This window comes from Nonomuraea rubra (genome assembly GCF_014207985.1).
GTDB lineage: Bacteria > Actinomycetota > Actinomycetes > Streptosporangiales > Streptosporangiaceae > Nonomuraea > Nonomuraea rubra.
The window spans coordinates 12,104,871-12,126,613 of sequence record NZ_JACHMI010000001.1 but is presented as its reverse complement, the minus strand read 5'-3'; the positions used below and the strand labels follow the sequence as shown (position 1 = coordinate 12,126,613).

23 protein-coding genes are annotated in these 21,743 nt (G+C 70.4%); 12 read left to right on the top strand and 11 right to left on the bottom strand.

From position 1 onward, the window contains the following. The first annotated feature begins 80 nt into the window (after positions 1–80). Entirely contained in the window at positions 81–536 is a 456-nt protein-coding gene (locus tag HD593_RS56070) for a GatB/YqeY domain-containing protein (protein ID WP_185110955.1), read from the top strand. A gap of 215 nt (positions 537–751) precedes the next feature. Here HD593_RS56070 and HD593_RS56065 read toward each other — a convergent pair whose 3' ends face one another. After that, entirely contained in the window at positions 752–3,019 is a 2,268-nt protein-coding gene (locus tag HD593_RS56065) for a transglycosylase domain-containing protein (protein ID WP_312904392.1), read from the bottom strand. Between the two features lie 243 nt (positions 3,020–3,262). Between HD593_RS56065 and HD593_RS56060 the strand changes: the two genes are divergently transcribed. Then, entirely contained in the window at positions 3,263–3,559 is a 297-nt protein-coding gene (locus tag HD593_RS56060) for a WhiB family transcriptional regulator (protein WP_020542548.1), read from the top strand. A gap of 48 nt (positions 3,560–3,607) precedes the next feature. Here HD593_RS56060 and bagB read toward each other — a convergent pair whose 3' ends face one another. Then, positions 3,608–4,735 (bottom strand): ATPase BagB, encoded by a 1,128-nt coding sequence (bagB, locus tag HD593_RS56055; protein ID WP_185110953.1) that lies wholly within the window; start codon positions 4,733–4,735, stop codon positions 3,608–3,610. Next, the gene (bagA, locus tag HD593_RS56050; RefSeq protein ID WP_185110952.1) at positions 4,732–5,733 is read right to left on the bottom strand and encodes an ATPase BagA; all 1,002 of its coding nucleotides are present in this window, start codon (positions 5,731–5,733) and stop codon (positions 4,732–4,734) included. Before bagA ends, bagB begins: the two co-directional genes overlap by 4 nt. A 77-nt stretch (positions 5,734–5,810) precedes the next feature. Here bagA and sp36 point away from each other — a divergent pair, with 77 nt between their 5' ends. From sp36 to HD593_RS56030, 4 genes are read left to right on the top strand one after another with little or no spacing between them, the layout of a single operon-like run. Beyond that, a complete protein-coding gene (sp36, locus tag HD593_RS56045) occupies positions 5,811–5,966 on the top strand; it encodes a Sp36 family protein (protein WP_148438127.1) in 156 nt (51 codons plus the stop codon). After that, the gene (locus tag HD593_RS56040) at positions 5,963–6,424 is read left to right on the top strand and encodes a RidA family protein (RefSeq protein WP_185110951.1); all 462 of its coding nucleotides are present in this window, start codon (positions 5,963–5,965) and stop codon (positions 6,422–6,424) included. The genes sp36 and HD593_RS56040 overlap by 4 nt, the downstream gene beginning before the upstream one ends. 57 nt (positions 6,425–6,481) lie before the next feature. After that, positions 6,482–7,264, top strand: coding sequence for an NUDIX hydrolase (locus HD593_RS56035; protein ID WP_185112706.1), 783 nt, complete (start codon positions 6,482–6,484; stop codon positions 7,262–7,264). Next, positions 7,261–8,052: an MBL fold metallo-hydrolase gene (locus tag HD593_RS56030; protein WP_185110950.1), complete on the top strand. Its 792-nt coding sequence runs from the start codon at positions 7,261–7,263 to the stop codon at positions 8,050–8,052. Before HD593_RS56035 ends, HD593_RS56030 begins: the two co-directional genes overlap by 4 nt. On the opposite strand, the gene HD593_RS56025 is transcribed toward HD593_RS56030, so the two are convergent. Next, entirely contained in the window at positions 8,034–8,714 is a 681-nt protein-coding gene (locus tag HD593_RS56025; protein WP_043629901.1) for a Crp/Fnr family transcriptional regulator, read from the bottom strand. The genes HD593_RS56030 and HD593_RS56025 overlap by 19 nt on opposite strands. 170 nt (positions 8,715–8,884) lie before the next feature. Further along, complete coding sequence (locus HD593_RS56020; protein ID WP_185110949.1) at positions 8,885–9,340, bottom strand: hypothetical protein; 456 nt, start codon at positions 9,338–9,340, stop codon at positions 8,885–8,887. A gap of 87 nt (positions 9,341–9,427) precedes the next feature. Here HD593_RS56020 and nth point away from each other — a divergent pair, with 87 nt between their 5' ends. Together nth and HD593_RS56010 are read left to right on the top strand one after the other, a co-directional pair. Then, positions 9,428–10,150 carry an endonuclease III gene (gene nth / locus HD593_RS56015; protein ID WP_185110948.1) on the top strand — a complete coding sequence of 241 codons (723 nt, stop codon included), beginning with the start codon at positions 9,428–9,430 and terminating at the stop codon, positions 10,148–10,150. Between the two features lie 40 nt (positions 10,151–10,190). Next, entirely contained in the window at positions 10,191–10,841 is a 651-nt protein-coding gene (locus HD593_RS56010) for an NUDIX hydrolase (protein WP_185110947.1), read from the top strand. Positions 10,842–10,883: 42 nt separating this feature from the next. Here HD593_RS56010 and HD593_RS56005 read toward each other — a convergent pair whose 3' ends face one another. Then, a complete protein-coding gene (locus HD593_RS56005) occupies positions 10,884–11,375 on the bottom strand; it encodes a HEAT repeat domain-containing protein (RefSeq protein ID WP_312904391.1) in 492 nt (163 codons plus the stop codon). 103 nt (positions 11,376–11,478) lie between these two features. Here HD593_RS56005 and HD593_RS56000 point away from each other — a divergent pair, with 103 nt between their 5' ends. The 3 genes from HD593_RS56000 (at position 11,479) to HD593_RS55990 (ending at position 14,316) form a co-directional block, all read left to right on the top strand. Then, the gene (locus HD593_RS56000) at positions 11,479–12,669 is read left to right on the top strand and encodes a MarP family serine protease (protein ID WP_185110945.1); all 1,191 of its coding nucleotides are present in this window, start codon (positions 11,479–11,481) and stop codon (positions 12,667–12,669) included. A gap of 74 nt (positions 12,670–12,743) precedes the next feature. Then, entirely contained in the window at positions 12,744–13,709 is a 966-nt protein-coding gene (locus HD593_RS55995) for an aldo/keto reductase (protein ID WP_185110944.1), read from the top strand. 4 nt (positions 13,710–13,713) lie between these two features. Then, positions 13,714–14,316, top strand: coding sequence for a TetR/AcrR family transcriptional regulator (locus HD593_RS55990; RefSeq protein ID WP_185110943.1), 603 nt, complete (start codon positions 13,714–13,716; stop codon positions 14,314–14,316). A 26-nt stretch (positions 14,317–14,342) separates the two neighbouring features. Here the strand turns inward: HD593_RS55990 and HD593_RS55985 are convergent, their stop codons facing one another. The 5 genes from HD593_RS55985 to acs form a co-directional block, all read right to left on the bottom strand. Next, positions 14,343–14,786 (bottom strand): DUF309 domain-containing protein, encoded by a 444-nt coding sequence (locus tag HD593_RS55985; protein WP_185110942.1) that lies wholly within the window; start codon positions 14,784–14,786, stop codon positions 14,343–14,345. Next, on the bottom strand, positions 14,783–15,703 hold the full coding sequence (locus tag HD593_RS55980) for an alpha/beta fold hydrolase (protein WP_185110941.1): 921 nt from the start codon (positions 15,701–15,703) through the stop codon (positions 14,783–14,785). Before HD593_RS55980 ends, HD593_RS55985 begins: the two co-directional genes overlap by 4 nt. Then, positions 15,693–16,133 carry a phage holin family protein gene (locus tag HD593_RS55975; protein ID WP_185110940.1) on the bottom strand — a complete coding sequence of 147 codons (441 nt, stop codon included), beginning with the start codon at positions 16,131–16,133 and terminating at the stop codon, positions 15,693–15,695. Before HD593_RS55975 ends, HD593_RS55980 begins: the two co-directional genes overlap by 11 nt. 31 nt (positions 16,134–16,164) lie before the next feature. Beyond that, entirely contained in the window at positions 16,165–17,367 is a 1,203-nt protein-coding gene (nhaA, locus tag HD593_RS55970) for a Na+/H+ antiporter NhaA (protein WP_246547267.1), read from the bottom strand. 151 nt (positions 17,368–17,518) lie between these two features. After that, on the bottom strand, positions 17,519–19,492 hold the full coding sequence (gene acs / locus HD593_RS55965) for an acetate--CoA ligase (RefSeq protein ID WP_185110938.1): 1,974 nt from the start codon (positions 19,490–19,492) through the stop codon (positions 17,519–17,521). A 390-nt stretch (positions 19,493–19,882) separates the two neighbouring features. Here acs and HD593_RS55960 point away from each other — a divergent pair, with 390 nt between their 5' ends. Then, positions 19,883–20,668: a Fic family protein gene (locus tag HD593_RS55960; protein WP_312904390.1), complete on the top strand. Its 786-nt coding sequence runs from the start codon at positions 19,883–19,885 to the stop codon at positions 20,666–20,668. Positions 20,669–21,743: the final 1,075 nt, after the last annotated feature.

Genomic DNA, 21,743 nt, shown 5'->3' with positions numbered 1-21,743 from the left:
GCCCGAGATCCGGCGTGACATCGGCCGGACGGAGCCGGGACGGCGACGGACGGGTCCCCGCAGGCGGCAAGATGGAGCGCATGAGCGCATTGAAGGACAAGCTGAAGGCCGACTTGACGGCCTCGATGAAGAGCAAGGACGAGGTACGCCTCAGGACCGTCCGCATGGCACTGGCCGCGATCAACGTCGAGGAGGTCGCCGGCAAGGAGGCCAGGCAGCTGTCCGACGACGAGGTCATCAAGGTCCTCACCAAGGAGGCCAAGAAGCGGCGCGAGGCGGCCGAGGCGTTCGCCAACGCGGGCCGCAAGGAGCAGTCGGAGGCGGAGCTGGCCGAGCAGGCGGTGCTGGAGGAGTACCTTCCCGCGCAGCTCTCCGACGAGGAGCTGGCCGAGCTGGTGGAGGCCGCCGTCGCCGAGACGGGCGCCGCGGGGCCGCAGGCCATGGGTCAGGTCATGAAGGCGGTCAACCCGAAGGTCGCGGGCCGGGCCGAGGGCGGCCGGGTGGCCGCGGCGGTCAAGGCCCGCCTGGCCAAGTAGCCCCCGGATCCGCGCCCCGAGCGCGGCCCGAACGCCTCTCCGCGCCCTTGAGACCCCTCAGGAGCCCCCGGGAGACGAGGCCTCCCCCACGAATGGTGGGCGGAGGCCTCAGCGCCTCAGGCGGCGGTCTCAGCGCCTCTCAGCCGTCCGGCTCAGCCGTTCAGCCAGTCGTCCGGCCCGGTCGTCCGGCCCGGTCGTCCGGCGTGATGATCGGCTCAGTCGTCCGGCGTGATGATCGGCCCGGCGTCGCCGCGGCCGTCACGGCCGCCGCCCGGCCCGTCGCCGCGGCCGTCGCGCCCGTCCGGCGGCCCGTCGCCGTTGTTGCCCGGGTCGAAGATGTCGAACGGATCGTCCGGCCCGTCCTCGTCCTTCTTGTCCTTCTTCGGCTTGGGCGCGCAGTTGTCGGTGCAGCCGCCGAACCGCGAGGTGTCGACCGGGTGGAACTCGACCGGCTCGACCCCCTTGAGCGCCTGGATCATGGAGTCCTTCCAGATCCGCCCCGAGATCGACGCGCCGTACACGTACGGGTAGTAGCGCCCGCCGATCGTGATCCCGATCAGCTTGTGCGCCGAGGTGCCGCGCGGGTCGCCCAGGCTGACGGCGGAGGACATGTTCGGCGTGTAGCCGGCGAACCAGGCCGACATGTAGTTGTCGGTCGTGCCCGTCTTGCCGGCCGCGTCGCGCCCGATGCCGCCGACCTCCGTCATCGTGCCCTTGGTGAACACCCCGGACAGGATGCCGCTGACCGCGTCGGCGACCTCCTCCTCCAGCACCTGGGAGCACTTCGGCTTGTACTGCTTGGCCTTGCCGAAGCGGTCCTTGATCTCGGTGATGGCCAGCGGCTTGCAGTACTGGCCGCGCGAGGCGAAGACGGCGTAGGAGCTGGCGATCGTGACGGGGTCGACCTCGTTGACGCCCAGCGTGAACGTCTCGACCTCCGACAGCTTCTGCCCGTCGGCCCGCTTGACGCCGAGCTTCTTGGCCATCTTGACGGTGTCGCAGAGCCCGACCTTCTCCTGCAGCTTGATGAAGAACGTGTTCACCGAGCCCCAGGTGCCGCTCTCCAGGGTCTTGAACCCGCCGCCGCCCTCGCTGGAGTTGCGTACGGTGTGGCTGGGGTCGCCGACGTTCTGGTTCTTGCAGTTCTTGAACGAGCTGTAGCCGCTGGCCTTGTAGCCGGCGGGGGCGGGGAAGCCGTCGCCGTACTTGAGGCCCTCCTCCAGCGCTGCGGCCAGCGTGTACACCTTGGCGGTCGAGCCCTGCTGGAACCCGCGACCGCCGCCGTGTGCGGCGTCGGCCACGATGTTGTAGCTCATCTCGTTCTTCTTCTTGCTGCCGCCGAACTTGCGCGAGCTGGCCATCGCCTTGATCTCGCCGGTGCCGGGCACCACCATGGCCTGCGAGGCCACGGGCTTGTCCTTGGTGCTGACGTACTTCTTGATCGCCTTCTCGGCGGCCTCCTGCATCTTCGGGTCGATCGTGGTCTTGATCCGCAGGCCGCCGCGCTGGAGCAGCTTCCTGCGCTCGTCCTGGTTCTTCCCGAAGTCCTCGTTGTTGAGGATCTCGTACTGGACGTAGAGGCAGAAGTACGGATACTTGCTGGCCTCGCAGCCGCCGGGCACCTTGACGTCCTTGAAGCCCAGCTTCTTCTCCTTGGCGGCCGCGGCCTCCTCGGCGGTGATCTTCTTCAGCTCGGCCATCCGGTCGAGCACGATGTTGCGCCGCTCCAGCAGCCGCTGGCGGGACTCGGGGCCGACGTTGGGGTCGGTCCTGGCCGGGTTCTGCACGGCGCCGGCGAGCGTGGCGGCCTCGACGAGGTTGAGCTCGGAGGCCGACTTGTCGAAGAAGCGCCTGGCCGCCGCCTGGACGCCGTGGGCGCCCGCGCCGAAGTAGGCGATGTTGAGATATTTCTCGAGAATCTCGTTCTTCGAGTACTTCTCCTCGATCGCCATCGCGTAGCGCAGCTCGGACAGCTTGCGCGAGACCGTCGGCGCGATGGCCGCCGCCTGCTCCTCCGGCGTCTCGGCCTTGTTGACCAGCACCTGCTTGACGTACTGCTGGGTGATCGACGAGCCGCCCTGCATGACGCCGCCGCTGCTGACATTCTTCAGCAGCGCTCTGACCGTTCCCTCCACATCGATCGGCCCGTGCTGGTAGAAACGGAAGTCCTCGATCGCGATCAGCGCCGTCTGCATGATCGGGGCGACCTTGTCGAGGGTCACGGACTGCCGGTTCTCGAAGTAGAACTGGGCGATCTTCTTGCCGTCGGCATCAAAGATCTCGGTGCGTTCGGACAGAGGAGGTTCGTCGAGGTTCTCGGGCTTGAGGTCGAGTGCTTCCACCGCGCTCCTGGTGGACATGCCCGCGCCGCCGACCGCCGGCAAGGCCACGGCAGCCGCGAGCACCCCCGCGGCCGCGCCTGCGATGACGAGCCGCAGGACGTTGAGCACGGGATTGGAGCGATCTTTGCGCTGGGCTTGCACGCTACCAAGAGTACGCGGAAACACTGACCGAATCGGTAGCACGACACCATTTCGCCTTGACTGACGGGGGTGACTAGTCATTCCCGGTCAAGACGGCGGCGAGAAATTGGTCCTCTGGGGTCTGTCGGCCCGAACGGGTAGTTGCGTACGTTCTCCTCTGCGGCAACTGAATACGGAGGCTCGGCGCCCGCGCCCGTCGGCCCCAAATGACGACTGACCACCTAAGGGGAGTGGGGTCGAACAATGTGGATCACGGATTGGACCTCCCGTGCCGCCTGTAAGGGTGCGGATCCGGATGCCCTGTTCGTGCAGGGCGCCGCGCAGAACAGGGCCAAGCTCATCTGCCGTGGCTGCCCGGTCCGTACTGAATGCCTCGCCGATGCGCTGGACAACCGCATCGAGTTCGGGGTGTGGGGCGGCATGACCGAACGGGAACGACGTGCGCTGCTTCGACGGCGACCCGACGTGGACTCGTGGCGAGAGCTGCTCGAGTCGGCGAAGGAAGAGTACGAACGAACCAACGAGCTGATCGCGGGCTGACCCCAGCCCGGCGACCGCGTACGGCCGGCGCCGCCGCCGGCCGTACTTCTATGCGGTGGCCAGCAGGTTTCCGATCTCCCGCAACCCGGTGAGATCGTGAACGTCCTCGGACATGGCGCGAACCTGCACCACGGGCACCGTGGGGTGGGCCGAGATGAAATGCTCCTGCTCGCGGCTTTCGCGGGCGGCGAGCTGCATTCGCCCGGCGTGCAGCCGCAGCACGGCCGCGGTGAGCTCGTGCTCGCCCCTCGACTCCAGGTCCTCCGCGGCGGCGGCGCTGCGGGCGGCGGAGAGCCCCGAGGCGGGCGCCTCGTGCACCCGGTTCACGACGAGGCCGGCCAGGGGCATGCGCTCCTCGGCCAGGCGCTCGACGAAGTAGGACGCCTCGCGCATCGCGTCGCGCTCCGGCGCGGCCACCACCAGGAAGGCCGTGCCCGGCGCCTGCAGCAGCCGGTACGTCATCTCGGCCCGCTGCCTGAACCCGCCGAACACCGCGTCCAGCGCCGACACGAACGTCTGCAGATCCTTGATCACCTGGGCGCCGAGCAGCTTGGTCATCGCCCCTGCCATCAGCCCGAATCCGGCGTTGAGCAGCCGGAACGCGCTGCGCCCTCCCGCCTTGGCCGGCGCCGTGAGCAGCTTGATGAACCGGCCGTCGAGGAAGCGCCCGAGCCGCTCCGGCGCGTCGAGGAAGTCGAGCGCCGAGCGTGACGGCGGCGTGTCCACGATGATCAGATCCCACTCGTCGGAGCGGCGGAGCTGGCCCAGCTTCTCCATGGCCATGTACTCCTGCGTGCCGGAGAAGCTGGACGACAGGGACTGGTAGAAGGGGTTCGACAGGATCTGGCGGGCCCGTACGGGATCGGCGTGCGCCTCGATGATCTCGTCGAACGTGCGCTTCATGTCGAGCATCATCGCGTAGAGCTGGCCACCGCCCTCCGGCGAGCTGACCAGGCGCGGGGTGTTGTCCAGCTCGGTCAGGCCCATCGACTGGGCCAGCCGCCTGGCCGGGTCGACGGTCAGCACGACCGCGCACCTGCCGCGTTCGGCGGCCCGCAGGCCGAGCGCCGCCGCGGTCGTGGTCTTGCCCACGCCGCCGGCGCCGCAGCAGACGATGATCCTGGTGCCCTTGTCGTCGAGGATGGCGTCGATGTCGAGGACGGCGGGCTTCTTCACGCTGCTCCCTGGGTGCGCATGCTCTCTGCCAGCTCGTACAGGCCGGCCAGGTCCACGCCGTCGGCCAGCAGCGGCAGCTCGTACCTCGTCAGCCCGGCTCCGGCGAGCGTCTCCCGCTCGGCGCGCTCCAGCTCGGTGCGGTGGGCGTGCTCCACGACCTCCTCGGCGAGCGCCTCCGCCAGCGCGGTGGCCTGGGCGCCGTCGGTCACGCCGGCCGCCTTGAGGCCCAGCGCCAGCTCCCCGGCGTCGAAGCGGCCCTTGACAGCCGTGTCAAGAGCGGCCTGTGGCAGGAGGGACTGGCGCACCATGTTGATGAAAACGCCACCGGCGGGAAGGCCGGCCGCGCGCAATTCCGCGATCCCGTCGAGGGTCTCCTGCACCGGCATCTCCTCCAGCAGCGTGACGAAGTGCACAGCCGTCTCGGGGGACTTCACGACGCCGCTGACCAGGTCGGAGTGGTTCTTGATGGGGCCGACCCTGGCCAGGCCGGCCACCTCCTTGGTGACGTTCAGGAAGCGCGTGATGCGGCCGGTCGGCGGCGCGTCGAGCACGACGGCGTCGTAGATGCGGCGGCCGTTCTTGCCGCGCCTGCGTACGGCCTCGGTGGTCTTGCCGGTGACGAGCACGTCGCGGAAGCCGGGGGCCACGGTGGTGGCGAAGTCGACGATGCCCATCTTGGTCAGCGCCCGGCCCGCCCTGCGCATCCCGTAGAACATCTCCATGTACTCGAGCATGGCCTCTTCGGGGTCGATGGCCAGCGCGTACACGTCGCCGCCCGACGGCGCGACCGCGATCCTGCGCTCCTCGTACGGCAGCGGCGGCAGGTCGAAGATCTGCGCGATGCCCTGCCTGCCCTCCACCTCCACCAGCAGCACCTTGCGGCCGCCCGAGGCGAGGGCGAGAGCCAGAGCGGCGGCGACGGTCGTCTTGCCGGTGCCGCCCTTGCCGGTGACGACGTGCAGTCGTACGTCGGCCCAATCCGTGTCCGGGGAGTCCACGCCTCCACGCTACCGAACGGTCACTTGTCGTCTGCCTGCGACCAACCTTTGAGATTGCTCACACTACGCTGATCCCCATGAAGAAATGGGAGTACCTCACGGCACCCGTGCTGATCCACAACACGAAGATGATCCTCGACAACTTCGGCGCCGACGGCTGGGAGCTGGTCCAGATCGTCCAGGGCGCCACGCCCGAGCAGCTGGTCGCCTACTTCAAGCGGGAGAAGCAGTGACGTCGCCCGAGCAGCGGGTCGAGGAGCTGGGGTTCACCCTGCCGTCGCCCGCCAAGCCCGCGGGCTCCTACCTGCCCGCCGTCCGCACCGGCGACCTGCTCTACACCTCCGGCCAGGTGCCGGTGGTCGAGGGCAAGCTGCACCAGACCGGCAAGCTCGGCGTCGACCTGGGCGTCGACGAGGGCAAGGCGCAGGCCCGCATCTGCGTGCTCAACGCGCTGGCAGCGCTGAAGGCCGAGCTGGGCGAGCTGTCCAGGGTGCGGCGGATCGTCAAGCTCACGGTCTTCGTGGCCAGTGCTCCCGACTTCACCGAGCAGCCGCAGGTGGCCAACGGCGCCAGTGACCTGCTCGCCGAGGTGTTCGGGGACCAGGGCAGGCACGCGCGCAGCGCCGTGGGGGTGGCCTCCCTGCCGCTGGACGCGCCCGTCGAGGTGGAGCTGATCGCCGAAGTCGGCTGAAGCGGGCATATGTCACCATGACCGAGTGATGTTCTAGGAGGAGGTCATGTGACCGGATTGCCACTTCCTGCCGAGCTCGCCGACCGGGCGCGGGACGTCCTGGCCGGCCGGGTCCAGCCGGTGCCGGCGCGGGACGCCGCCACGGTGGTGCTCCTGCGCCCGGGGCCGGAGGTCTATCTGCTGCGGCGCAAGGCGACGATGGCCTTCGCCGCGGGCGCGTACGTCTTTCCCGGCGGCTCCGTGGACGTGCGCGACACCGACCAGGCCGTCGCGTGGGCGGGGCCGTCCCCGGCGGAGTGGGGCGAGGTCTTCAAGGCCGGCGAACGGCTGGCGCGCGGGCTGGTGTGCGCGGCCGTGCGCGAGACGTTCGAGGAGTCGGGTGTGCTGCTGGCGGGCCCCGGGCCCGACTCGGTGGTGGCCGACACGACGGGGGACGACTGGGAGTCCGACAGGCTGGCGCTGATCGACCACAGCCTCGGCTTCGCCGACTTCCTCGCCAGGCGCGGCCTGGTGCTCCGCACCGACCTGCTCAAGCCCTGGGCCCACTGGATCACGCCGGAGATCGAGCACCGGCGCTTCGACACCCGGTTCTTCGTGGCCGTGCTGCCCGAGGGTCAGCGCACGCGCGACGTGGGCGGGGAGGCCGACCGGGTGGTGTGGCGACGTCCCGCCGAGGCGCTGAACGGCGAGTTCTTCCTGATGCCGCCCACCCACCACACGCTCACCGAGCTGACCGCCTACGACAGCGTGGCCGACGTGCTCGCGGCGCCCAGGGAGATCGAGACGATCATGCCCAGAGCCGTGGAGATCGAGGGTGAGATGCGGCTGGTGACGCGATGAGCGGCCTGCACATCCCGATCGGCACGCCCGACGGGTCCCGTACCGAACACGCCGAGAACCTGCTCGCCCCCAACCCCTCCGCGATGACCCTCGACGGCACCAACACGTGGATGATCGGTGCCGGGGAGGAGGTGCTCGTCGTCGATCCGGGCCCGGACGACCAGGCGCACCTGAGCCGCGTACGCGACCACCTCGGCGAGCGCCGCGTCACCGGGATCCTGCTCACCCACGGCCACTTCGACCACAGCGGCGGCGCGCGCGCCTTCGCCCGCATGGTGGACGCGCCCGTGCGCGCCCTGGACCCGCGCCACCGGCTGGGCGACGAGGGGCTCGGCGACGGCGACGTGGTGACCGTGGGCGGCCTGGAGCTGCACGTGTACGGCACGCCCGGCCACTCGTTCGACTCGCTGTGCTTCTGGCTGCCGGCCGACCGGGCGATGCTGACCGGCGACACCGTGCTCGGCAGGGGCACCACGATCATCGCCCGCGACGGCGGCCTGGCCGACTACCTGCGCAGCCTCGACCGGCTCAGGGCGGCGGCCGAGGGCCTGGAGGCGCGGGCCCTGCTGCCCGGTCACGGGCCGGTCCTGCCCGACCCGATCGGCGCGCTCGACGGCTACATCGCCCACCGGCGGCAGCGGCTCGACCAGATCAGGGCGGCGCGCGCGCAGGGCGCCCGCACGCCACGCCAGATCGTCAAGATCGTGTACGCCGACGTCGACCGCTCGCTCTGGCCCGCCGCCGAGATGTCGGTGGCGGCCCAGCTCGACTACCTCGACCGGTTGTAGAGCCGGTCCATGTCGAGGATGACCACGGCCTTGGCCTCGATCCGCAGCCAGCCACGCTGTGCGAAGTCGGCCAGCGCCTTGTTGACCGTCTCACGGGAGGCGCCGACGAGCTGCGCCAGCTCCTCCTGGGTCAGGTCGTGGTGCACCCGCAGGCCGTCGTCGGTCTTGGTGCCGAACCGCTCGGCCAGGTCGAGCAGCTGCTTGGCCACCCGCCCGGGCACGTCGGTGAAGACCAGGTCGGCCAGCACGTCGTTGGTACGGCGCAGCCGCTGCGCCAGCGCGCGCAGCAGGTGCAGCGCGACCTCGGGCCGGCCGGTCAGCCAGGGCCGCAGGTCGTCGTGCCCGAGCCCGGCCAGCCGCACCTCGGTCAGCGCCGTCGCCGTGGCCGTACGCGGCCGCGGGTCGAACAGCGACAGCTCGCCGAACATCTCGCTCGGCCCCAGGACGCTCAGCAGGTTCTCGCGCCCGTCCGGGGAGGTGCGGGAAAGCTTGATCTTGCCTTCCAGCACGACGTAGAGCCGGTCGCCCGTCTCGTTCTCGTGGAAGAGCGTCTGCCCCTTCGACAGCTGGACCTCGGTGATGCTCGTGCGCAGCGCCGCGGCGCTCTCGCGGTCCAGCGCGGCGAACAGGGGGGCCTTGCCCAGCACATCTTCGGTGTTCACTCTGCCTCCTCTGCTGCCATTGTGACTCACCCCACTCCGGGCAGCACACACAGGTTATGGGAATGCCGGAGTGTTCTGGGCTTGCCCAGGTGCGTGGAAGCCCGGGGGAAAGGTACCGGACCGTCGTTTCCGTACTGTGACCGGACTACCCGCAACCCCCGCTCACGACGTCATCCGGCCTGGCGGGCCAGCAGGTCGTCCACCGAGGCGACCGCCGCCGCCATGGAGCGGCTGAGCAGGACGCGCAGCACGTCCACGGACTTCGGGCGCACCGCCGGGTCGGGCAGGCGGCACTGCTGGACCGCGATGCGCAGCGCCGGCGTCAGCACGCGCAGGTCGCCGTCCTCGGCGCCCGTCGCCGCGAACACGACCAGGTCGGCCCAGGCCCGCACGTCCTCCGCCTCCGGCAGGTCGCCGGGGGCCGGGGAGGTCTCCCAGCCGATGAGCACCTGCCCGTGCGCGCCGAGCGCCACGCTCTCCTTGCCGGGCCGGATCCCGGCGGTGCCGCGCGCGTGCAGCTTGGCCATGGCCGCCACGCAGCTCACGGCCAGCCGGTGCAGTGCCTGGCCGCGCAGCGGCCCCGCCTGCTTGACGAACTCCGCCAGCGTCGCACCCTGATCACCCATGTCACGACCCCCTTCCGAGGCGCCAGGTTGTACGCGGCCGGGCCCGTCCTGGGTTCAACCGTTCGCGGGAGCTTCTACTCTTGCGGCATGGCGACGAACGCGGCGGGGCGCAAGCCGGAGACCCAGCTCGCACTGGTCCGGCGGGCGCGCAAGATGAACCGCATCCTCGCGGAGACCTACCCGGACGCCCACTGCGAGCTCGATTTCCGCAACCCGCTGGAGCTGCTGGTCGCGACCATCCTCTCCGCGCAGTGCACGGACAAGCGGGTCAACATGGTCACCCCCATCCTCTTCGCGAAATATCCGACGGTGGAGGACTATGCCGCCGCGGACCGGGAGGAGATGGAGGAGATCATCCGCTCCACCGGCTTCTTCCGCGCGAAGACCAACAGCATCATCGGCATGGCCCAGACGGTCTGCGACCGGTACGGCGGCGAGGTGCCCGCCAAGCTGAAAGACCTGGTCACGCTGCCGGGCGTGGGCCGCAAGACGGCCAACGTGGTGCTGGGCAACGCGTTCGGCGTGCCGGGCCTGACCGTGGACACCCACTTCCAGCGCCTCGTACGGCGCTTCGGCTGGACCGGGGAGACCGACCCGGTCAAGATCGAGCACGTGGTGGCCGAGCTGCTGCCCAAGCGCGAGTGGACGATCTTCTCCCACCGGGTGATCTGGCACGGCCGCCGCATCTGCCACGCCCGCCGGCCCGCGTGCGGCGTGTGCCCGCTGGCGGCGCTCTGCCCCTCGTACGGCACCGGCCCCACCGGCCAGGCAGAAGCACAGAAGCTCGTCAGATCCGGCCCCTTCTCCTGATGCGGGGAAGTCATTCGCACCGCGGCGTGTTGGAGGATGCGTGACCCAAGTGCCCGACTGGCTGGAGAGACTGGCGGCGCAAGCGCAGCGGACCCGAGTTCCCGTACCCCTCCGGCCACCCGACGGGCGCGGGCGGAAGGCGGCGGTGCTGCTGCTGTTCGGCGAGGGGCAGCACGGCCCCGACGTGCTGCTCATCCAGCGCAGCACCCGCGGGCGCAGGCACGCGGGCCAGCCGGCCTTCCCCGGCGGCGGCGTGGACCCCGAGGACGCCGGGCCCATCGAGGCGGCGCTGCGGGAGGCCGAGGAGGAGACCGGGGCCGACCCGCGCGGGGTGCACGTGTTGTGCACGATGCCCGAGCTCTACCTGACCTACAGCGACAACCGCGTCACCCCGGTGATCGCCTGGTGGCGCGAGCCGTCCGCGGTGCACGCGGCCTCGCCCGACGAGGTCGACTCGGTCGAGCGGGTGCCGATCGCCGAGCTGGTCGATCCGGGCAACCGGGTGATGTTGCGGCATCCGCGCGGCACGGCGGGGCCGGCGTTCCGGGTGCGCGGGATGCTGGTGTGGGGGTTCACCGCGATCATCCTGGACACCGTGCTCCGCGAGGGCGGCCTCGAACAGCCGTGGGACCCCACGCGCATGGAGGACCTGCCGCCCGACGTGGTGCGGCTCGCCGCGCGTACCGGCTGACCGGGTCAGTGGGCGGATCGCGGCGCGTACCGGCTGACGGGGTCAGTGGGCGGATCGCAACGCGACCCCGAGCGAGGCCCAGCCGGCCACGTCGGCGTCGCTGTCGGCCGCCAGCGTGCGCAGCGTCTCCAGGCCCGCCCGGTCGGGCGGATCCCCGAGTACGTGCTGCAGCGCGTACGCGGCCCCGTACCTGACCCGCGGGTCGAGGTGACCGGCCAGGTCGATCACGGACGGCAGCGACCGCGGGTCCGCCAGATGACCGAACGCGATCAGCACCGAGTACAGCACCATGGCGTCGTCCTCGCTGGCCGCCAGGTAACGCAGCACCGGCAGCGTACGGTCCACGAACGGCCGCAACATCCCCATGATGTCCACGCCGAGCAGCCGCTCGGCCACGGTGTCGGCGGCGCACAACCGCCTGGCCTCGATGAACGACTCCAGGTCACCCCGCTGGCGCAGCAACGAGATCACGTGCCAGCGCAGAGGCCCGTCAGGATCGGTGTCGCGCAGCGCAGCCTGGATGAGATCGCGCACTGTTCCCTCGTCCGGCGGCATACCGCTCAAGATAGCCAGGTGAGTGACGCCGTCCTGATCGAAGACGTGCACACTTGACCGTATCGCTGGTTACCTTTGAAGCGTGCGCGGTGATCTGCTTGACCTCATCTTGATCGGCCTCGTGATCGCCTTCGGCGTCTCGGGTTACCGGCAGGGTTTCATCATCGGGGCGATGAGCTTCGTGGGGTTCGTGGGCGGTGCCGTGCTGGGCGTCTTCATCGCGCCCCCCATCTCCAAGGCGGTCGTCGACGGTGACACGCCGCAGGCGCTGCTGGCCATCGTGATCGTGTTCCTGTCGGCCACCATCGGGCAGTTCGCCTCCTCGACGCTCGGCGCCGTCGTGCGCAGCCACGTCACGTGGGAGCCGGCCAAGATGGCCGACGCGATCGGCGGCACGTTCGCCAGCGCGCTGTCGGTGCTGGTCATCGCCTGGCTGATCGGCTCGCTGATCGTCTCCACCGCGTTCACCCCGCTCGTCGACCAGGTGAAGAACTCCGCGCTGCTCACCACGGTCGACGACGCGATCCCGCAGGCGGCGCGCAACTGGCAGCAGCCGTTCAAGAAGTTCATCGACCGCTCGGAGTTCCCGCCCGTCTTCGACGCGATAGGCGCGGGCACGCTGATCGACGTGCAGCCGCCCGACCAGAGCGTGCTGCAGGGCGCCAAGCTGGGCCGGGCCCGCCAGGCGATCGTGAAGGTCCAGGGCAACGCCGAGAGCTGCAACAAGCACATCGAGGGCACCGGCTTCGTCTACTCGCGCGGCCGGATCATGACCAACGCGCACGTGGTCGCCGGCGTCACCCGCGACCTCCAGGTGATCGACTACAACGGCGACCGGCACGCGGCCACGGTCGTGCGCTACAACCCGCGCCGCGACATCGCGGTGCTCTACGTGCCGGGGCTCGACCTGCCGCAGCTCGCCTTCGACGGCGACGGCGGCCGCGGCGACAACGCGATCATCGCCGGCTTCCCGAAGGGCAAGGGCTTCACCGCCGAGCCGGCCAGGATCGGCGGCCAGCTCGAGGCCGAGGGCCCCGACATCTACCGCGAGAACACGGTCAGGCGGAAGGTGTACGCGATCCGGGGCCAGGTGCTGCCGGGCAACTCCGGCGGGCCGCTGCTCACGGTCGACGGCCAGGTCTACGGCGTGATCTTCGCCGCCGCGATCAACGAGGAGCAGACCGGTTACGTGCTGACGGCCGAGGAGGTCGAGCCGGACGCCTCCGCGGGCCGCAACGACACCACGCCGGCCAGCACTCAGGAGTGCGACTGACGTCCTGAGCCGAGAGGGCTCCTTCTCTCGCACGCCTGAATGTGATAGCTTCTCACAATGTGAAAGCACATCACATGCTCAGAACGCTCGGGAAGACCGGCATCGAGATCACCCCCATCGGCCTGGGTTGCATGCAGTTCGCCGGCACCGCGAACGTGACACGCTGGATGGTCAGGCCCATTGGCCAGGACACGGCCACCTCCGTCGTACGGGCGGCGCTCGACGGCGGCGTCAACTGGTTCGACACGGCCGAGATGTACGGCAACGGCCACTCGGAGCGGATGCTGGCCACGGCGCTGAAGTCGTGCGGCATCACGCCCGGCGAGGTGACGGTGGCCACGAAGTGGGCGCCGCTGGGCCGTACGGCGGCCAGCATCACCAGGACGATCGGCGACCGCCTGCGCCACCTCGGCGGCTTCCCCGTGGACCTGCACCAGATCCACATGCCCACCGGCTCGCTGTCGAGCATCCCGGCCCAGCTCAAGGCCATGGCGGGGCTGCTGAAGGCGGGCCGGATCCGCTCGGTCGGGGTGAGCAACTTCTCCGCCCGCCAGCTGGAGCTCGCCCACCGCGTGCTCGCCGCCGAGGGCATCACGCTGGCCTCGAACCAGGTGCGGATCAACCTGGTGCACAGGAACGTCGAGCGCGACGGCGTCCTGGACACCGCCCGCCGGCTGGGCGTCACGCTGATCGCGTACTCGCCGCTGGAGGGCGGGCTGCTCACCGGCCGCTTCCACGACGATCCCGCGCTGGCCAGGTCGGCGCCGGTGATGCGCAGGTTCTTCGGCCGCCGCGAGCTGAGCGCCCAGGGGCTCGCCCGTACCAGGCCGCTCATCGACGAGCTGCGCGCGATCGGCCAGGCGTACGGCGTCACGATCTCGCAGGTGGCCATCAACTGGGTCATCAACCGGTACGGCGACACGGTCGTGGCCATCCCCGGCGCCTCCAAGCCGCGCCAGGCGGCCGAGGCGGCGGCCGCCATGGACTTCCGGCTCACCGAGAGCGAGATCGGCAGGCTGAACGAGCTGTCGCTAACCTGATGCGGTGCCCACGACCAGACGAGACCGCTACCACCACGGCGACCTGCGTGCCGCGCTCATCGACACAGCGATGGAGCTGATCGCCGAGCAGGGGGTGCAGGGGTTCTCGATGGCGGAGGCGAGCAGGCGGCTCGGCGTCGCGGTCAGCGCTCCCTACCGGCACTTCACCGACCGCGACGAGCTGCTGGCCGAGGTGGGGGTGCGCACGGGGGAGCTGCTGGTCGCGGCCGTGACGGCCGAACGCGGCGGCGACTCCGCCGAGGAGCGGCTGGTGGCGGTCGTGCGCGGGTACGTGCGCTTCGCCGCCGGGCACCGCGCCCTGTTCGAGGCGCTGCTGGCCACGCTCACCCCGGCCGCGGAGCCGGTGCTGGACCGGGCCATGCGACCGGTGAAGGCGGCCTTCCACGACGCCGCGACGGCCCTGTCGGGTGGTGACCCGGCGGCGGCCGAGGCGCTCGGGATGGCCGTCATCGCCACCGCGCAGGGGCACGCGGGGCTGCTGTACCTGGGGACGTTCGGCACGGGGGAGCAGGCTCTGGAGGCGGCGGTCGGGCGGGCGGCGGCGGCCACCCGGGCGCTGATCGCCGGTCGCGCCGCGCTCGGCTAGCCCGGCAGCTTGGCCAGGACTCGCGGCTAGCTTGGCAGCTTGGCCAGGATCAGGGCGATGGCCTCGTCCGGGTCGCTCTCCTGCGTCAGCGACGAGGCCGCCTTGCCGACGGGGTCGTACGCGCCGCCGTACGACTGCGCCTTGGCCGCCCCCCTGCTGAACAGCGTCACCGCCCCGCGCCCGTTGCCCCGCTGCAGGTGCGTCAGCCCGACGCAGATCTGCGCCAGCCCCTGCCACAGCTCCCGCTCCTCCTCGGGAGCGCACTTCCACCGCCCCTCGAATACCTCGTGCGCGTTGAACGGCAGCCCCTCCTCCAGGAACCGCCGTCCGTCGGCCAGCGCCTGCTCGGTGGAGGGCGCGTAGTCGTCGGGCACCCTGGGCATCCCGGTGGACCCGTAGGGCAGCGGCCGGCCGTAGGCGTCGCGCGGCCGGGCGTTGCGCGGCCTGCCCTCGGGATCGCGGTCTCTCATCGGTCGGGCTCCGGATCGTTCAGCCAGCCGAGCAGCTCGGTGTCGAACACGTCGGGAATCTCCTCATGGGGGAAGTGGCCGGCTCCCTCGAACAGCCGCCACCGATAGGGTGCCGCCACGTAGCGGCTCGAACCCTGTGCCGTACGCGGCAGGACGCTCGGGTCGAGCGCCCCGTGCAGGTGCAGCGTGGGTGCCTCGACCTCGGTCCGCATGGCGCGGGCGTACCGCCGTCCGTCGGGCCGCAGCTGGGAGCGGCCGAACCAGCGGTGGTACTCCAGCGCGCAGTGCGCCACGGTCGGGATCCGGAACGCCTCCCGGTACGTACGCGACTCCGCCGGCTCCGGCCACCCCGGCCGCGCCCGCTCCTCCAGCAGCCGCCCCACCATCGCCGCGTCGTGCCGGGTGAGCCTGCGCTCGGGCAGCAGCGGGAGCTGGAACCCGAACGTCCTGCGGCTGGCCTTGAGCTGCCCGAAGGGGTCGGTCAGCAGGGCGTTGCGCAGCCGCAGCGGGTGGGGGGCGGACACGGCCACGAGCCGGCGCACGCACTTGGGGTCGAGCACGGCCATCGTCCAGGCCAGCAGCCCGCCCCAGTCGTGGCCCACCACGATCGCCCCGGTCTCGCCCAGCGCCCTGATCAGCCCGGTCGCGTCGGCGGCCAGCGTGGGCAGGTCGTAGCCGCGCGGCGGCTTGTCGCTGCCGCCGTAGCCGCGCAGGTCGGCCGCCACGGCCCGGTAACCGGCCCCGGCCAGCGACACGAGCTGGTGCCGCCAGGTCCACCAGAACTGCGGGAACCCGTGCAGCAGCAGGACCAGCGGCCCCTCGCCCGCCTCGACGACGTGGAAGCGGGTGCCGCCCGCGTGCACCGCGCGGTGCGTCCAGGGCCCCTCGATGTGGACGACCGACTCGTCAGGCGCCATCTCGGGTCACCGGCTCGCGATCCCGATCGAGCGCCGGCAGCGTCTGCTCCTCAGGCGTGGCGATCTCCTTGAGATCCTTGATCGAACGCGCCGTCCGCTTCATCCCCGCCAGCCCCTTGAGCCGGCGGATCCCGATGAACACCAGCAGACCCGCGGCCAGCAGGTAGACCACGGTCACGATGAGGAAGGCGAGCCAGTTGGGCATCACCTGGGCCAGCGCGTACGCGATGGCGAACGAGGCGAGGATCAGGCACAGGTGCGCCATGAAGGCGGCGGCGGCGAACAACCCGGCCGCCATGCCGACCCGCTTGGCGTCGAACCTGAACTCGGCCTTGGCCAGCTCGATCTCCGAGCGGATCAGGGACGAGATGTGACTGCTCGCCTGGGCGACCAGCGAGCCCAGGGATTCTTCCTCGGGAGTCTGCGGCATGAACGTCTCCTATCGAGGCCTGGTGGCCGTGTCAAACATCATCCAGCGCAACGCGACGCTTGCGCACCCGTATGTTGAGCAGCACCGCCGCCAGGACCGACGCGACGACGCTGGCCGCGAGGATCCCGGTGGTGACGGCCTCGGCGCGCTGCGGGTCGCCGCCGTACGCCAGGTCGCCGATCAGCAGTGACACCGTGAACCCGATCCCGGCCAGCAACGACACCGCCGCCATGTCCCGCCAGTGGAGCTCCTCGGACAGTCTCGCCAGGCCGAGCCGCACTGACAGCCAGGCACCGCCGAACACGCCGAGGAACTTACCGAGCACGAGTCCCGCCATCACTCCCAGAACTACCCGATCGGACAACATAGCGCCGAGGCTTGATCCATCGAGTTTCACCCCCGCCGACACGAACGCGAACGCGGGCACGGCCAGACCCGCGGAAATCGGGCGAACGTAGTGATCGGCGGCCTCGGCGGGGGAGCGTCGCTCGTGCTCCGCCGTGGTGACCCTGGTCATCAGGCCGAGGGCGACGCCCGCGACGGTGGCGTGCACGCCGCTGGTCTCGACCGCGTACCAGGCGGCCAGGGCGATCGGGACGAGCACCCACGGGCTGGTGACCAGGCGGCGCTGGAGCAGCCCGTACGCGGCCACGAGGGCGGCGCCGAGCAGCAGCATGGGGACGTTCACGTTCTCGGTGTAGAAGACGGCGATGACCGCGATGGCGCCCAGGTCGTCCACGACGGCGCAGGTCAGCAGGAAGGCGCGCAGCGCCGCGGGCATCGCGCTCGCCGTGACGGCCAGCACGGCCAGGGCGAAGGCGATGTCGGTGGCGGTCGGGATCGCCCACCCCCTGGCGGCGTCCTCCGCCCCCCAGCTCACCAGCAGGAACACGATCGCAGGCATGACCATGCCCGCCAGGGACGCGATGATCGGGAGGGCGGCCTTGCGCGGGTTCGCCAGCTCGCCGTGGACGAACTCCTCCTTCACCTCCAGCCCCGCCACGAAGAAGAAGATGGTCAGCAGGCCGTGTTGGACCCACTGGTACAGCTCCATGGGACCGATGTGGGCGTGGCGCATGGCCTCGTAGCCGTCGATGGAGACGTTCGCCCAGAGCAGGGCGGCGACGGCGGCGGCCAGCATGATGATGCCGCCGATCGTCTCCGTGCGCAGGGCCTCGGCGAGGGCACGGGCATAGCGGGCACCGGTGGGGAAGGGCCACTTCTCGGTAGGCAAGGCACTCCTAGGTCGGGTCGGCATGCTCGTCGCACGCACGTGTCGCTCTGACTCGCCGACCAGACTTCCCGGCACACCTTGCGATACAGCGTACCGATATGAGGCCGCATGTCCCTATTTGTCCGGGACATGCGGCCTCATGGGGGTGCTGCTAGTCCTCCGACTTGGCGGAGGGGAGCTTCTCCGAGATCAGGTTCATCACCGTGCTGTCGGCCAGCGTGGTGACGTCACCGATGCTGCGGTTCTCGGCCACGTCGCGCAGGAGGCGGCGCATGATCTTGCCCGAGCGGGTCTTGGGCAGCTCGGGCACCACCAGGATCTGGCGCGGCTTGGCGATCGGGCCGAGCGTCTTGGCCACGTGGTTGCGCAGCTCGGCCGCGATGTCCTCGCCCTCCTCCGCCGTGCCGCGCAGGATCACGAACGACACGATGGCCTGGCCGGTCACCGGGTCGGTCGCGCCGACCACGGCCGCCTCGGCCACCTTCGGGTGGCTGACCAGGGCGCTCTCCACCTCGGTGGTGGAGATGTTGTGGCCGGAGACCAGCATGACGTCGTCCACGCGGCCGAGCAGCCACAGGTCGCCGTCCTCGTCCTTCTTGGCGCCGTCGCCAGGGAAGTACATGCCCTCGAACCGGCTCCAGTAGGTGTCGATGTAGCGCTGGTCGTCGCCCCAGATCGTGCGCAGCATGGACGGCCACGGCTCGCGCACCGCGAGGAAGCCGCCCCCGCCGTTCTGGACGCCGTTGCCCTGGTCGTCCACCACGTCGGCGACGATGCCGGGCAGCGGGCGCATGGCGGCGCCCGGCTTGGCCGCGGTCACGCCGGGCAGTGGGCTGATCATGATGGCGCCGGTCTCGGTCTGCCACCAGGTGTCCACGACCGGGCAGCGCTCGCCGCCGATGTGCTCGCGGTACCAGACGTACGCCTCGGGGTTGATCGGCTCGCCGACCGAGCCGAGGATGCGCAGGCTGGACATGTCGTACTTGGCGGGGATGTCGTCGCCCCACTTCATGAACGTCCGGATCGCCGTCGGGGCGGTGTAGAGGATCGTGATCTTGTACTTCTGCACGATCTCCCAGAACCGGCCGCGGTGCGGGGTGTCCGGGGTGCCCTCGTAGATGACGCTGGTGGCGCCGTTGGCCAGGGGGCCGTACACGATGTAGGAGTGGCCCGTCACCCAGCCGATGTCGGCCGTGCACCAGTAGATGTCGGTCTCGGGCTTGAGGTCGAAGACCGCGTGGTGGGTCCAGGCCGTCTGCGTCAGGTAGCCGCCGGTGGTGTGCAGGATGCCCTTGGGCTTACCGGTGGTGCCGCTGGTGTAGAGGATGTACAGCGGGTCCTCGGCGCCGTGCGGCTCGGCGGTGTGCTGGTCGCTCTGGCGCTCCACCAGGTCGTGCCACCAGACGTCCTTGCCGTTCGTGTCGACGTCCTGTCCGGTACGGCGTACGACGAGGACGTGCTCCACCTGCGGGCACTCGGCGACGGCCTCGTCCACCGTCGGCTTGAGCGCCGAGGGCTTGCCCCTGCGGTAGCCGCCGTCGGCCGTGATGACCAGCTTGGCGTCGGCGTCGTCGATCCGGCTCTTCAGCGCGGTGGCCGAGAACCCGCCGAACACCACCGAGTGGATCGCCCCGATGCGGGCGCAGGCCAGCATCGCGATCGGCAGCTCGGGGATCATCGGCATGTAGATCGCGACCCGGTCGCCCTTGCCCACGCCCAGCTCCTGGAGGGCGTTCGCGGCCTTGCCGACCTCGCGCTTCAGGTCGTTGTAGGTGAGGGTACGGGTGTCGCCCTCGGGCTCGCCCTCCCAGTGGTAGGCGACCTTGTCGCCGCGCCCCTCCTCGACGTGGCGGTCGACGCAGTTGTAGGCGACGTTGAGCTCGCCGCCCACGAACCACTTGGCGAACGGCGCCTTCCACTCGAGCGTCGTGTCCCACCGCTTGGCCCAGGTCAGCCGCTCGGCGGCCCGCTCCCAGAAGGCCAGGCGGTCCGCCGCGGCCTCCTCGTACGCGGCTTCGGTCACGTTCGCGGCCGCCGCAAGGTCAGCCGGCGGTTCGAACCGGCGGTTCTCCTTCAGCAGGTTGGACAGCGCCTGGGTCTCGTTACCAGCGGTCTCCGGGGCCACCTCGTGCTCCTTCTATGGCCAGATTGGATAGGTTCGTGTCCCACTTCACCAGCTCATGACCGTCGTACACAAGAGGTCTAGACAGGTCTGTACCGAGTCCTGGGAAGTGGGGGCGGGTTATCGGTGCGCATTACAAACGCTATTGAAATGTTGTCATCCTGAAATCGGGAAAATACGCGGGCGGGGGAAGGGGGCGGGTTTATGGGTCCCCCTCGCGTTCGGATTTATCGGCGTGGTCGGCCGTGAGCGGGGCTGCGCGCGGCTGTGCCTCGGGGGCGTCGGGTTGGATGCCTGACGCTCGTGCTCACTGTGCGCTACCTCTAACCCACCAAGCGTCAGCTCGGTAGCCGCGGGCTGGGGCTCGTGAACGCACAGGTAAGGTCGGGTCCTGTGAGTGACCCAGACCCGTTGGCCGTCATCGCCCAGCTCCCCGGCGTCCCCGAGGCGGTGGACGAGGCCCGGCAGGCCGTCGACAGGCTCTACCGGCACCGAGTCCTGCGCCGGGCCAGCCCCGCGGTGTCCACCGAGTCGTCCCTGCGCGGAGCGCGGGCGTCGGCCGCCATCGAGGGTGTGGACGTACCTCTGGACGCCCTGCGCCGGGACGCGGTGCACGACCCGCTCGTCCAGGGCGCGCTGCGTGCCTCGGCGGAGCTGGGCAGGCTGGGCTCGACCTGGCGGAAGGCGCCCAGGCAGGTGCTCGCCCGGCTGCACGCCGTCGCCGCCGCCGGCCTCACCTCACCTGAGGCCCTGGGCCGCCCCCGGACCGCGGGCGAGGCTCCTGACCCGCTCGCCCTGGGCCCCGCTCCCGGCGCCGCCGACACCGCGGCCCGTATGGAGGCCCTGTTCGAGCTGCTGGAGCGGCCCACGAAGGCGCCCGCGATCGTGCTGGCCGCCGTGGTGCACGCGGAGCTGGCGGTGTTGCGGCCGTTCGGTTCGGCCGACGGGGTCGTGGCGCGTTCGGCCGGGCGGCTGACGCTCGTGGAGTACGGGCTGGACCCGAAGTCGCTGGTGGTGGTCGAGGCCGGGCACCTGGAGCTGCCGTACGGGGAGGCGTTGCGGGCGTACCTGGAGGGGTCGCCGGAGGGCGTCGCCACCTGGGTACAACACTGTGCCTCTGCGGTAACCCTCGGCGTACGCGAGACGACTGCGATCTGTGAGGCCATGCAGCGGGGCTGACCCGACGGAAGGACTGACATAGCTGACGGCGTCTCAGTCAAGAGACGCCGTCCGCCGGTGCATCACACCGGGTTACCAAGCGTGCACCTCAATCCGTCGGAGCGGGTCAAGCCCGTCACGACGCGCCTCCCGCGGCTGGTCGCGCGTGGGTACCCGGCTGATGCACCCGGACAAGAGGTCCGTGACACCTTTCTACGACGGATCCGCCCTGATGGGAACCCCTCGGACCAAGACCTTTACTCGACCATGGGGTGGCGCTTCCGTCATATGGGGGCAGGCGGGTTCGTCCAGGCGGTTACCAACCTGTGATGATTACTCTCTGTGATCGGCTTTATGTGATCGTTATCGGGTGGCGAAAAAACTTGGCGAAAATGCGAGATTGCTGCTCGACGAAACTCGAGTCGATCGGGCAGCATACGGTGGTATCGCCCGAAACTGGAGCGCCCTTGCACGGGATTGCTTTGCAAGTCCCTTGCCAGGCTCCGGTCCAGTGATGAAAGCTTTCTTCTGAAACGGGACCGGCTCTACCCCCCCGGAGCCGGACCGATCAGGCGACCCCCGCTCTCCCCCCCGGCGGGGGTCGCCCCTTTTCCGGGCCACCCACACCTTCCCCAGCAGGCCATCCAGCCCATGCCGGCCCTGGCTTGTCACTGGCACTGGTGGTCCCTTAGGTCTTGCTCGTCTCGCGGCCGTGGCTCGTCCAGGCCCTGAGCCCGATCACACCCTGCCGCCTGTCACCCTCTGCGCCCGCAGGCCGGCCACTCACCACCCCCACACCCCGGCGGCCCGGCACCCCGCTCCTGCCTTGACGCACCACGCTCCTGGCGCCATCGCGCACCCCAAGCACCACAGCAAGCCTTCCCCGGCACCTCGCTGTGCGCCCAGCGCCCCACCTTGCCGCCTACGCCGCGCCCCGAGCCTTCCACCCCATCAACAAGAGGCGTCATCCACAGGTCCGCCCGCCCGAGCGCACCCTCATCCCCAGAACCCCATTCGGCTCAACCCCTCACCACCACCTCCAGCAAACTCGGCCTCCCACCCCCCGCCTCGCACAAGCCACATCCCACAGGGAGGC